Source organism: Clostridium cadaveris, assembly GCF_020911725.1.
Taxonomy (GTDB): Bacteria; Bacillota; Clostridia; order Clostridiales; family Clostridiaceae; genus Clostridium_X; species Clostridium_X cadaveris.
Genome location: NZ_CP076620.1, coordinates 2199381 through 2212512 on the forward strand (window position 1 = coordinate 2199381; position 13132 = coordinate 2212512).

A 13132-nucleotide genomic window follows, 5' to 3' on the forward strand; every position below is an offset into this window, starting at 1 on the left:
ATGTTATATAAAACAATATTACTTATAAATTATATCACATTTTGTAAATACTATATTATCTAGTTTCAGGGAGATTTTTATCTCGCACTTCAGCAATATGGAAAATTTATCTTCTTCTTTTTTATATAAATTTCATCTATTATTTTAACATTAATTAACAATTAGTTTTAAAAAAATTAATTTTACTATAAATCTTTTTTAATTTATAATTATAGTATAATATAGTAATTTGAAATATCATTTAATTCTAACCTTTGTATTAGCTATTACCCCATATTATAGCTAATACGTTTTTTTAATTCATAAAATATGCTAATAACAGAAAGGGAGATTCCCCTCTCCTGATTATATAATTGCTAAGAGGATATAACATATATTGAGTTATATCCTCTTTTGTAAGATTCTCTATCTAAGTTTTACTTTACTTTTTTCTTCTATCTCATTTATCATCCTATCATATTCATTTTCATCAATCCTATATTTACGCTTTATAATTACCTGTTGGCATTATAAATTCTTTTCTAGCTCGTCATAAATACTGAAACTGCGCTCATCAAGATTGATTGTAATCTCTTTCTGCTCTCCAGGCTCTATTAAAACTTTTGCAAAGCCATGTAGCTCTTTTAAAGGTCTTAGATAGTTGCCTTCAGGATTTTGAACATAAATTTGGACAACTTCCTTTCCTCTTCTTGAGCCTACATTCTTTATCTTAAAAATGACCTCCATGGTGCCACTGATAAAATTATATGTGCTTAACTTTATATCTGAGTATTCAAAAGTTGTACATGATAATCCATATCCAGATGCAAACTGTACAGGCTTATTATAGGTATCCATAGTATCGGTATCCTACAAAGAGACTCTCTCATTTCTCTATAGTATAAACATATGAAAATTCAACTTTAATTAATACCAAATTATTCGATTTAATTAAAGTTTAACTGTCATAGTATAAAAATAGAGCTTACTTTTATTGAAAAGCAAACTCTATTTTTAAAACTTTAAATCTATTATGCTTGGCTTGCCCAATCAGCTGGATAAGTTACATACATAAATCTAGCATAATTCGGAACTGAGAATTGAATCTTTGATCCTTTAGGTATTAAAATAATTTCCCCAGCATCTGCTGAAACCTTTCTTCCATCTATTATAATATCTAGATGACCTTCTATGATATAGTCAATTTCGTCATAATTTAAAGTCCAATCAAAAGTGGTTTCTTTCATTACCATTATTCCAGCACCTAATCTTGGACTTTCTTCTAATGTAAATACGTCCTTAGTGTAAACAACATCTCCTGATTTTCCAGTGTCTAACCTGTTTGATTCATCAACGTTAACTGTTGGAAGCTTAATTGACATTATTCCGCTTTTATCTTTATTTCTTATAAAGTCAACTGAATCATTATTACATGTGCCAGCAAGCTTTTCCTCAATTATTTGCCTTACTAGTTTTTCTAATAATTCTTTACTTAGGTTTTCCATAATTATTTAGCCTCCTCTGTTTTTCCTAAAGTTTTATTTGCTATAAACATTGCAAGAATAACTGCTGTAATTCCACCAACTAACTTAGCAGCTATCATAGGAAATATCATTTCTGAATTAAATCCAGCTGTAAATCCTAAATGATCTCCTAATACAAAAGAAGCTGATACTGCAAATGCAACATTTATTATTTTTCCCCTATCATCCATATCTTTTAGCATACCAAACATTGGAATATTATTTGCCAAACTAGCAATCATACCTGCTGCAGCTATTTCATTCATTCCTAATATTTTTCCAAGACCCATTAAAGGTTTCTTAAATACTTTAGTAATTATATAAACTAATGGGAATGCTCCTGCTAAAACTATAGCTATATTTCCAACTATTTCTATTCCCTCATTTATTGGTGCCATTCCAGGTATTATAACATTTCCTGTTAAGGCTTCTATAATAGCTGACGCTAAAGCTAAAGTTATAATTATAACAACTATCTTACCGAAAATATTAAATCCCTTTATCATTGCTTTTTCTGCAAATGCTAAGCCTATAGCTATTAAAATTGCAAATAATATTATTGGAATTAAATTTTTAATAACCATCATTATTGGGAAACCGGCAACTAAACCTCCAACAAGAGCTCCTACTGGTATAGTTATTATTCCTGCTAAAATTCCTGTTGCTAAAAATTTATGATCTTTCTTTTCTATAATTCCTAATGATACTGGTATTGTAAATACTATAGTAGCTCCCATCATAGCTCCTATAATTAAACCACTGAACATTCCAGCTTGTGGATCTTGTGCTAAACTAGCTGCAAGAGGTGCTCCTCCCATATCATTTGCAAGAATTGAACCTGCAAACATTGCTGGATCTGCTCCTAAAGCATTAAATAATGGTGTTACTATTGGTCCTAAAACGTCAGAAAGTACTGGTGCTAAACATATAACTCCAATCATTGCTAATGCTAATGATCCCATTGCCATAATACCTTCTTCAAATTTCTCACCTATTCCAAATTTGTTTCCTAAACACTTATCTATGGCTCCTAAAGCCATACATATAGCCATAATAAATACAATTACTTCATTGATATTCATTTTCTTCCCCCTCATTCTCAAAATATAGATTTAATAATTTCTCATAAATTTATTTAATTAAATTTTTTGCTATCTCACTATGTACGGAAGGAATTATAGAAACATTTATAATATCCTTTTCAGGCAATACAGCTTCTCCTTCTCTCATTCCATTTTCTACACTACTTAAATCTCCTGTGACTATGTATACAAGCTTTCCGCCAATTCCAAAAGCCAGTTGAAGCTTAACTAAGTTAACTTCACTGCTTTTTAATGTTTTATCTAAAGCTAATATACCTGAAGAAACCTTTCCTGTTTCCATTATTCCAATGGCTTTATCTTCTATGTTTTTTTGAAAATATTTTCCTTTAAGAGCGTTTATTATATCATCATGAACAGAATTTATAATAAAGCTTCCAACTAAATATTTCTCTCCAATTCTTTTTCCAAATTCTATAGCTTCCTTGACCTCTCCAGCATCCCCATTAACGATTAAAAAGAATTTTCCCGGACAAATACTTTTAAGGTAAGAAATCTCTACAAAAGCTTTTTTAACAACCTCATTTGAAACCTCAATACCTTTGCTGATACTTCTAAACTCTAAAGCTCCTATGCTTTTATTCATATTAATACCTCCAAAGTTTAAGTATTTCTCTTTATTTAATACTATTCAATATCTATAGAATCTACAATACCAACTATAGTAGCATCTATAGGAATTTCTTTATTACCAATTGATTGCCTTGCAGCACTTCCATTAGTTATAAGAACAGTATCTCCAATTCCAGCACCAGCATTATCAGCAGCCACAAATAAGCCTTCTTTTTCCTTATCTTTACTTATAAGAATCTTTACTATTAAAAACTTTTGGCCATTTAGTTTTTCATCTTTTCTAGTTGCCCAAACATTTCCTACTACTCTCCCTATTTGCATAATACTTTCACTCCTAATTCTTCACTTTCTTAAATTAAACTCTACATCTTTAATTTGATAAACTTAACCTATTACCATGAAGGTATGTTGATAATGAGTCGCTTAAACAAAACCAAAATATGGATGAATCTTACAGCCTATTGTCCATTTAAACAAAAATCATCCATATTTTAAAGAATCTAGTCACTTTAAGAAAGTACAACATTTAAATTATTTATACGTATATAGTCCTTTGCTAGTGGAGTAAGTATAGCCTTCTTATCAAGTATTAATGTTTTCACTCCATTTATATGAGGCTTTCTCAAATCACTTTCTGATACTAATTTCTTATTTGAAAGATTTATTGTTATCTCATCTGCAACAATGGAAGATTCTAAATCCTTCTCTTCTTTGATTCCATTAAAAGAAATTTTTTGTTCCTTGCTTTCTATTGAAATCTTATTTAAATCATTTATAATTTCTATCCCATAAGATAAAAGATTTTCTTCAAATTTAATGTATTTATTATATAAAACCTTTGGAGCTGTATTTTTATACTTTCTGTACTCAATACCATCCTCAAGAATATAAACTTTTTTACCCTTTAAAAGCATTTCTAAGGCAAATTTTTCTGACTTTGTTGTACATGTTCCTTGAGATATATTGCTGAGTCCCTTAATGCAAAGCTTTGATATAAGTAATATATCACAGTCTTTACATTCTGATGTTAATGGATTGATATCAAATTCTTTTAATGCTTTTTTATAAAAATCAACATCACTCTCTCCCATTACAACAATAGACTTTTTCTTTTCCAAATAATTACTCTTTTTGTCTTCAGCTTGAATCTTTTTGTAAATTTCATCTACTAAAAATTCAATTAACTTTTCATAATCCATATTATTTTTACCCCCTTCCACTTAGAGGTTTCTTTTGACTTATATTAGATTATTATTTTTCGTCTTTTCCAACTATTAAAGCAAAAGTACCCTTTGAAAATCCACATGCATTTGCCTCATCGTAATCAATATGCATGAATGTTCTATAATCCTTGCTAACTCTCACAATAACATCATCGAATATTAAAGGTCTTTTTCCTAATACCTTAACTTTTACACTCTCGTTATTACTAACTTGAAATTTTCTTGCATCTTCTGGTGTCATGTGTATATGTCTTTTAGCTACCATTAATCCTCTATTTAAAGATATAGAAGCTCTATCTGTTGAAATTGTTATTTCTTCAGTATTATCTAAATCTCCACTTAGTTTAACTGGAGGTTTAGACCCTATTGCTAGAGTATCTGTAAGTGAAACTTCTACTTGAGTTTCCTTTCTAGCTGGTCCTAAAACCACAACATTATCTATTCTACCTTTAGGTCCTGATATAGTAACTCTCTCTTTGCAAGCATACTGACCTGGTTGAGATAAATCTTTTATTCTAGTAAGCTTATATCCCTCTCCAAATAATATCTCTATATGTTCTTGAGTCAAATGAACATGTCTACCTGAAGCCTCAACTTCTATAAAAGCCTCATCCTTAACTCTTCTAACTACTTCCTCTATGATGTCATGTAATAGATTGTCCATAGTTTCCTCCTATTTCTCGTACTTTCCTGTTCTAACTTTAAAGATCATAATCCAAAATACTGAGGATAGCCTATTCAATGTTCTAATTAAATCTTCTCTCTCAACCTGTCCATATTCACCTTTAAAAGCCTCATATGCTGAAAGTTCTGTTTCTCTAGTTAAAGTTCTTAAAACATTTAATTTAGACACTATTTCACCCATCTCATAAGTTGGCATTTCATGTCCTATACCAAAGTATTTCTTGGGGTTATGTGATCTTTCTCTAAGATCCTTTTCTGTCATTCCTTGAAGAACAAAATCCTCTAAAGGTTCACTTAAAACCTCACATCTTAATATTCTACCTATAAGAGTTAGTATTTCTTGAAGATCCTCTACAAGTTTGTTCATTCCCTGTTTGTGACAGAGAACTTGAGTTTCAACAATTCTCGCTTCAAGAGAGTCTATCTTACCTCTAAATATTATTCTCTTATGATCTTTAAATACAAGAAGATTTCCTGTTAGATGTGTCATATGTTCTGGTTTTTCATCTAACTTTGCTCCAAAAACAGTTTCATACTTGTATTCTTTTTCTCTAACAACTTCTCTAATTATTTCTTTAGTTTCTACTTTTTTATCTAATTTTTCTTCATTAGAATTAATATAAACTAAGCTTATATTATGTTCAGCCAAATAAGACTTTGCAGATGGAGTTATTATTTCTCCTTTAACTACCTTAAATTCTTTTACAGATTTTAAGTCTTCTCTGCTTAATCTTTTTCTTACCTCACCTTCTGTCAAAACAGCCATTTTATCACATCCCCTATTAGATGTATAAAGGGAGTGCACAAAAGTTTTATTTTAATCGACTCTTTATTAATATTATATAAAGCAGATTAATTTACAAAGGATAAATTATCCCTTAGTAAAAAACTATTTATGCAACCCCTAATTACAACTTTTTATTATTCAGCTTTTGGTGACTTTGGTAGTATAGCATCCACTTCAAAATGTGGTCTTGGGATTACATGTACTGATACTAAATCTCCAACTCTCTCAGCAGCTGCTGCTCCAGCGTCAGTTGCTGCTTTAACAGCTCCAACATCTCCTCTAACCATAACAGTTACTAATCCTCCACCAACTTGTTCTTTTCCTACTAATTGAACATTTGCAGCCTTAACCATTGCGTCAGCAGCTTCTATTGCTCCTACTAATCCTCTAGTTTCAATCATACCTAATGCGTTTGCGTTTGCCATAATAAATTCCTCCTAAAAATATCCTTTTTAAAATTTTTAACTAAATTGTTTTAACTTTATCTTTATCTATAAGTCTAAAGAATTTTCTTAGACTTTTAATATTGCCTTAGCCTTAAGATTTGAATTTCTCAAAGCTAAAACATATTAATCACTTTGAATCTTTTAATCTATATCTAATGAAGATTACTTAAGTTCTTGAATAATCTTCTTAACTAATAAATTTATTAATTCTTCTTTGTCACCTAAGTCTAAACTTGTAGCAACTTCTTTTGTAGCACCTACAGCTAGCTCTCTAATATCTTCAAGCTCTCTAACTCCATAAGCCACATTTTTTGTATTCATTAAATCTAATGGTCCTATATTATGTGAAGTAGAACTTCCTCCAACTGCACCACAGCCTAGTGTTAAGGCAGGAACTAAATTGTTTGTAGCTCCTATTCCACCAAGAGCTCCTGGTGAGTTTACTATCATTCTTGAAACTGGCATTTCTAATGCAAATCTCTTAACAAGTTCTTCGTTATTTGCATGCATACAGAACGTATGTCCAGCCCCTTCATTTAGTAATATTTCTTTACATCTGCTTAATACAGCATCTACATTTTCCTCTACAAAGAAAGTTAAAATAGTTGTTAACTTTTCTCTTGAGAATGGATACTTGTGTCCTACATGACATTCTCTTGGTACTAAAACTCTTGCCCAAGATGGTACTCCTTCTAATCCAGCTAATTTAGCTATAGCTTGTGGAGTTTTTCCAACTATCTGTGGATTCATAGTTCCATTTGCTCTCATTACAAATTTAGATAATTGATTTGCTTGCTCTTCAGTTAATAAATAAGCTCCTTGTTCTTTTAGCTCTCTAACAACTTCATCTTCCATAGCTTTTTCAACTACTATTGATTGTTCTGATGCACATATTGTTCCATTATCAAAAGTTTTGGAATCTAATATTCTCTTAACTGCTAGCTTAACATCTGCACTCTTATCTATAAAAGCCGGTCCATTTCCTGGTCCAACACCTATAGCTGGTGTTCCTGATGAGTAAGCAGCTCTAACCATTGCTTCTCCACCAGTAGCAAGAATTAATGAAGTATCCTTATTCTTCATTAGTTCATTAGTTCCTTCCAATGAAGGCACTGTAATGCATCCTATAGCTCCCTCTGGACACCCAGCTTTTTCAGCAGCTGCAGCTATTATCTTAGCTGTCTCAATAATACATTTTTTTGCACTTGGATGTGGTGATACTACAATTGCATTTCTAGATTTTATTGATATCATAGCTTTATATATCGTAGTTGAAGTTGGATTTGTTGAAGGAATAAGTCCTGCAACTACTCCAACCGGAACCATTATTTTAAATGATTTCTTTTCAACATTTTCCTCTACTATTCCAACTGTCTTTATATCTTTTATTGAATCATAAACTGTTTTTGCAGCAAAAACATTTTTTAATACTTTATCTTGCCATTTACCAAATCCAGTTTCCTCATTTGCCATTTTAGCAAGTTTTTCAGAATTTTCATAAGCAGCATCAGATATAGCCTTAACAATTCTATCTATATCTTCCTGACTCATAAGTGCTAGCTTTTTTTGAGCTTCTTTAGCCTTTCTTATAAGTCCCCTAGTTTCCTGTACAGAAACTAAGTCTTTATCTAAAAACTCCATTAACTGTCACCTTCTTCATTGTATTTTAGTAATATATCTACTAATTCTTTTTTCTTTAGAGATTTAAGCTTGTTAGAAGTTATGTTAATATTTAAAGATTTTATTTTCTTTCTTAATTCCTTAACACTCATTTTAGATATTTCTTCTATTTCTATGAAATAAGATTCTTTATTTAAGTTATCATTTACTTTATCCTCTGAAACTTCTTCACTATCTTCTATGATTGCTAAAACTTCAGATTCTTTAATAACTTCTTGTAAGTTTTCTTTTTCAATTTCTGTTTCTTCTAAAATATCCTCACAAACCTCTTCTAAATCTTCAATCTCTTCTTCTAACTCTTTAATTTCCTCTTCAGTATTAATGCTGTTCATTAAAAGATTTTCTACTTCATCATCAAGTCTAGGAATCACATGAACACTTCTTAAGCTTCCAATTCTACTTGCATAATTTTCAGCAGCTCCTATGGCAGCTTGTACAGCATCAACATCTCCTCTAATTTTTACAGTTACAATTCCTCCAGTAACCTTTTCTATTCCAATCAAATCAACATTTGCAGCTTTTAAGGCCGTATCTGCAGCACATATGGCTGGTACATATCCTATAAATTCTATTAATCCTAAAGCTTTTCCCATATTTTTAGCCTATTAAAATCCTAATGGATTACTAGCTACTGATTGTACTGCCTCTGTAAAAGCATCGCATGCCGCTTTACATGCTGATTGTGATCCTGTAAGTAAGGCTCCTGCAAAGTTTGTTTCTGTTGGAGGTGCAAAGAATTCACACATTTCAACGTCTGCAGCTTTTAATGCTGCATCTAAAGCATACATTGCTTCTAATGGAGGAGCTACTAAGTAAGCTAAAGCTTCACCTTCTCTTACTCCTGCTATTTTTGAAAGATATGATCCAGTTCTTGATATACATTGAGCATAGTAACAAATTGAATCATCATCATTGGCACTCATAAACCCAACTCCACTATCAATGAAATCTAAAGTAGCATTTAACCCACTTCTAACTTCTGCAGGACTTGGTCCAGCAAGAATACCAATTACTTCTCCAGCTAATTTTGTTGAAGCATTCCCTGCTCCAGCATACATTGATCTAGCATAAACTACATCAACTTCTGCAGCTTTTGTAGCCTCATCTAAAGCTGTATAAGTTACATCATCACAGTCAGCTGTGATTAATCCTAAACTCTTATGATGTGGTTCCAACTCTAATTTTTTAGCCATTTCTGGACTAACATTTGATATTATCTTAACGCTTAAAACATTAGGACGTATTAAATCATTTTTCATACTTAATTTCCTCCAAATTTATTATTTAAGATCTATTCCTGAAGCTTTTTTATCTAACATTGTTTTTATTAGTTCGGCAATATGAGCACCTGCTTCAACTGCAGTTGTTCCACCTTTATGAATATTTGATATAACTGTTCTTTTAGCTTCTGGCATTCCAACCTTTGGTTTATATGCTATGTAAGACGACATTGACTCAGCCGTTACAAGACCTGGTCTTTCTCCAACTAATAAGCAAACAACATCTGCCCCAGTTGCTTCTCCTACTGCATCCATAGCCGCAACTCTACAATATTTAGCAAATACTATAGGTCCAACATTTAATCCATACATTTTTAATCCTTGCTCTATTGATGGAAGAATATCTTCTAAGTTAGCTTCTATTGCGGCTGAGCTTAAACCATCTCCAACCATTATTTGAACCTTAGGATTTTTTTCACATTTATCTTTTATAGTTTCTATTGTTTCTGGTGAAAATTTTCTTCCAAGGTCTGGACGAGTTACATATTCATCCTTATCATTACACATAGTTTTCACAAATATTAGATTATTTTTCTTTATAAATTCCTCTGAAACATCTGAGAACACTGAGTCTTGAGCTGCAGCATGATCTGCTCTCATTCTTAATGCTGTTATAGTTTTATATCTAGCTCCTGCTCTTCCTGAACCTAATCTAGCAGGTGTTTTAGCCTTCATTTCTAAGTAAGCTTCTCTATCCACTGGATTATCAACTAGAAGCTGCTTCTTTATGTCTATCTCTGTAATATCTGGTATAAAGTCATCAATTTCCACTTTAGATTGATTTTGAGTAACTTCCTTAACCACTTTTTCTACTGATTGCATATCAACTTGTCCAACCATTTGGCTAACTAATTGTTCAACCATTAGTTTTAAATCTTTTTCGTTCATAACTCTATTTCCCCTCCTATCCTAAAAGTGCAGATGCATCTCCTGCTTTTTCAGTAAGCTTTCCATTTTCATCTATGAATCCCATTTCAACTAACCAATCTTGGAACTCTTTAATAGCTGTTAATCCAAACATTTCTCTTAAAGCAGCTGTTTCATGATATCCTGTAGTTTGATAGTTAAGCATTACATCATCACCATGTGGAATTCCCATGAAATAAGTGCATCCTGCTGTTGTTAATAATACAGCTAAGTTTTCTATATCATTTTGATCTGCTTTCATATGATTTGTGTAGCATGCATCACATCCCATTGGTATTCCAGTTAATTTACCCATGAAATGATCTTCAAGACCTGCTCTTATAACTTGTTTTGAATCATATAAATATTCTGGTCCTATAAATCCAACAACTGTGTTAACTAAAAATGGTTGGAATCTCTTAGCAAATCCATAACATCTAGCTTCCATAGTTACTTGGTCAACTCCATGGTGAGCGTCTGATGAAAGTTCTGAACCTTGTCCAGTTTCAAAGTACATTACATTTGGACCTGTAGCTGTACCTTGCTTTAAAGCTAATTGTCTAGCTTCTTCTATAGTTGCTGCATTAAATCCAAAAGCTTCATTTCCTTTTTCAGAACCTGCTATTGATTGGAATATAAGGTCTGTTGGAGCCCCTTGTCTTATCGCTTCCATTTGAGTTGTTACATGAGCTAGTACACAAGTTTGAGTTGGAATTTTAAATTTCCTTTTAATTTCATCAAATCTCTTTAATACTTTTGTAACACTCTCAACAGAGTCATCAACTGGGTTTAATCCTAAAACTGCATCTCCAATTCCAAAAGTTAACCCTTCTAATAATGAAGCCATTATTCCATCTGGGTCATCTGTTGGATGGTTTGGTTGAAGTCTTGCTGATAAAGTACCTTTTTCACCGATTGTTGTATTACAATGAGCTGTTACCTTTATCTTTCTTGCTCCATATATTAAATCCATATTAGACATTAATTTTGCTACAGCTGCTACCATTTCAGAAGTTAAACCTCTTGAAATTCTTCTTATATCAGCACCTGTTGTATTTTCATCTAATATCCATTCTCTTAACTCAGATACTGTCCAACTTTTTATTTCGTTGTATATTTTTTCATTTACATCATCTTGAATAATTCTAGTTACCTCATCTATTTCATAAGGAACTGCTGGGTTATTTCTTAAATCTTCTAAAGTTATATTTGATAATACAACCTTTGCTGCCACTCTTTCTTCTGAAGACTCAGCTGCTAATCCCGCTAATCTATCTCCTGATTTCTCTTCATTTGCCTTAGCCATAACCTCATTTAAAGTTTTAAAAGTATAGGCTTTTCCAAATAATTTTGTTTTTAAAATCATTTTTTATCCTCCTTCCGATTAGTTAAAAACTAGTGTTTTTATAACAACAGGTAATACTTTTCCCTCTGCAATTGGTGCTCCAAGATCTATATAATCTCCATTTTCAACCTTAATACCATCAATACAGATAATTTCTTTTTCAAAATTAAGTAGGGAATATATTGCTTGTCCTAAAACTTTAGCCATATCATTTTCAACAACTACTATTAACTGTCCATCTTTTTCAATTGAATCCTTCATTCCATTTACAAGGCCTTTTGCATATTCTTGAATTTCTATAAAGGATGGATTTTTCTTACCATTAATAGCTATAGCTATTTTTTGAAAGTCATTTTCTAATCTGAACCACTCTATTTTTTTCTTAAGAGCCTTTTCTAACTCTTTAGATCCCTGACTTTCTTCTTCTAAGCTAAGCTTTAATATTGGTAAATTTTTTATTGGAAAACTATCCTTTGTATAAGTAATTGTACTTCCACTTATCTCTGTTGTATGAGAACCAGCTCCTACAACCGTTGCTCTTATAGTTTCAATTGATCTTATTACTTCAAACTTTTTACATAAATCTGAATTTCTAATAGCTTGTCCTAGTATTATTCCAATATCTCCATATTTGAAGTAATCTTCGATCTCTCCTTCATAATATATATAATCTGCAACGCCTCCTGAAAAAGATATACATCTGATCTCATTTTCTAAGTCTATGCTTTTATTTGTTACTATGTAATCAAAATACTCACCATTAGGTTTTAACCCAACACTTTCTTCTAACCAAGAAACCATCATATTAACTACTGGCTTAATATTTTCTAATGTTGCTTTTTCGCCTACTTCTAAACCTAAATTCTTTTCTTTTGCTATCCTTTCTATTTTAGGTGAAATATATGTTATCTCTCGTGTATTTGGATTAACCTTTATAAGTCTACCTCCAATATCAAGACACCCTGTTTCCTTAACTTCACCTCTTAAAAAAAGTGCAAGATTACTTGTTCCTCCTCCAATGTCCATATTTACAACACTGGTCGAATGTTCCTTAGAATAAATATGTGCTCCGGCACCCTTTCCAGCTATGATACTTTCTAAATCAGGTCCAGCTGTTGCCACAACAAAGTCACCAGCAAATCCGCTTAGTGTGTGTAATACATCATTTGCATTTTCTTTTCTAGCTGTCTCACCAGTTATTATTACTGCACCTGTTTGAATATCATCTTTATTTATTCCTGCTTTTTCATATTCTTCTTCAATAATTCTTTTTATTTTTTTTCCATCTATTTCAGTATTTGAAATAAGTGGTGTAAAATAAACTTCACTTCTATAGATAATTTCCTTATCCACAATGCTTATTCTTGGAACGGTAAAAGCTGATGCTTCATTTTCAACTATTAACTTAGAAAATATAAGCTGAGTTGTACTCGTACCTATATCTATTCCAACACTCAAAAGTTCCTCTCTCATCCTTTCCCCTCCTTAATACTTCCCAAAATTTCACAATTTATTATTTTTATATAAGCTTATAATATTCTAATTAAATTCTTTAACTTAGATAAGTATTTATTTTAAAGAACTAAAAAGGCTTAAAGTTACAGAA

General features: G+C 31.5%; 15 protein-coding genes. All 15 read right to left on the minus strand.

The window, feature by feature from the left end; all coding sequences use genetic code 11:
• Positions 1–507: 507 nt before the first annotated feature.
• On the minus strand, positions 508–837 hold the full coding sequence (locus KQH81_RS10395) for a fibronectin type III-like domain-contianing protein (protein ID WP_027640056.1): 330 nt from the start codon (positions 835–837) through the stop codon (positions 508–510).
• A gap of 173 nt (positions 838–1010) precedes the next feature.
• A complete protein-coding gene (locus KQH81_RS10400) occupies positions 1011–1484 on the minus strand; it encodes a cupin domain-containing protein (RefSeq protein WP_027640057.1) in 474 nt (157 codons plus the stop codon).
• 2 nt (positions 1485–1486) lie between these two features.
• Positions 1487–2584 (minus strand): ethanolamine utilization protein EutH, encoded by a 1098-nt coding sequence (gene eutH / locus KQH81_RS10405; protein ID WP_027640058.1) that lies wholly within the window; start codon positions 2582–2584, stop codon positions 1487–1489.
• A gap of 49 nt (positions 2585–2633) precedes the next feature.
• Positions 2634–3188 carry an ethanolamine utilization microcompartment shell protein gene (locus KQH81_RS10410; protein WP_027640059.1) on the minus strand — a complete coding sequence of 185 codons (555 nt, stop codon included), beginning with the start codon at positions 3186–3188 and terminating at the stop codon, positions 2634–2636.
• 41 nt (positions 3189–3229) lie between these two features.
• Entirely contained in the window at positions 3230–3496 is a 267-nt protein-coding gene (locus tag KQH81_RS10415; protein WP_027640060.1) for a EutN/CcmL family microcompartment protein, read from the minus strand.
• A gap of 188 nt (positions 3497–3684) precedes the next feature.
• Positions 3685–4374, minus strand: a complete 690-nt coding sequence (locus tag KQH81_RS10420; RefSeq protein WP_027640061.1) for a TIGR02536 family ethanolamine utilization protein — start codon at positions 4372–4374, stop codon at positions 3685–3687.
• Between the two features lie 52 nt (positions 4375–4426).
• Entirely contained in the window at positions 4427–5062 is a 636-nt protein-coding gene (eutD, locus tag KQH81_RS10425; RefSeq protein ID WP_027640062.1) for an ethanolamine utilization phosphate acetyltransferase EutD, read from the minus strand.
• A 9-nt stretch (positions 5063–5071) separates the two neighbouring features.
• Positions 5072–5848 carry an RQC domain-containing protein gene (locus KQH81_RS10430; protein WP_074844541.1) on the minus strand — a complete coding sequence of 259 codons (777 nt, stop codon included), beginning with the start codon at positions 5846–5848 and terminating at the stop codon, positions 5072–5074.
• Positions 5849–6003: 155 nt separating this feature from the next.
• Entirely contained in the window at positions 6004–6294 is a 291-nt protein-coding gene (eutM, locus tag KQH81_RS10435; RefSeq protein WP_027640064.1) for an ethanolamine utilization microcompartment protein EutM, read from the minus strand.
• A 183-nt stretch (positions 6295–6477) separates the two neighbouring features.
• On the minus strand, positions 6478–7956 hold the full coding sequence (locus KQH81_RS10440; protein ID WP_074844538.1) for an acetaldehyde dehydrogenase (acetylating): 1479 nt from the start codon (positions 7954–7956) through the stop codon (positions 6478–6480).
• The gene (locus KQH81_RS10445; protein ID WP_178311159.1) at positions 7956–8588 is read right to left on the minus strand and encodes a BMC domain-containing protein; all 633 of its coding nucleotides are present in this window, start codon (positions 8586–8588) and stop codon (positions 7956–7958) included. The genes KQH81_RS10440 and KQH81_RS10445 overlap by 1 nt, the downstream gene beginning before the upstream one ends.
• A 12-nt stretch (positions 8589–8600) precedes the next feature.
• Positions 8601–9254 (minus strand): ethanolamine utilization microcompartment protein EutL, encoded by a 654-nt coding sequence (gene eutL, locus KQH81_RS10450; RefSeq protein WP_027640067.1) that lies wholly within the window; start codon positions 9252–9254, stop codon positions 8601–8603.
• 21 nt (positions 9255–9275) lie between these two features.
• Positions 9276–10163 (minus strand): ethanolamine ammonia-lyase subunit EutC, encoded by an 888-nt coding sequence (gene eutC, locus KQH81_RS10455; RefSeq protein ID WP_230028212.1) that lies wholly within the window; start codon positions 10161–10163, stop codon positions 9276–9278.
• A gap of 16 nt (positions 10164–10179) precedes the next feature.
• Positions 10180–11547, minus strand: coding sequence for an ethanolamine ammonia-lyase subunit EutB (locus KQH81_RS10460; protein WP_027640069.1), 1368 nt, complete (start codon positions 11545–11547; stop codon positions 10180–10182).
• Between the two features lie 18 nt (positions 11548–11565).
• Positions 11566–12999, minus strand: a complete 1434-nt coding sequence (gene eutA, locus KQH81_RS10465) for an ethanolamine ammonia-lyase reactivating factor EutA (protein ID WP_027640070.1) — start codon at positions 12997–12999, stop codon at positions 11566–11568.
• Between the last annotated feature and the right edge of the window lie 133 nt (positions 13000–13132).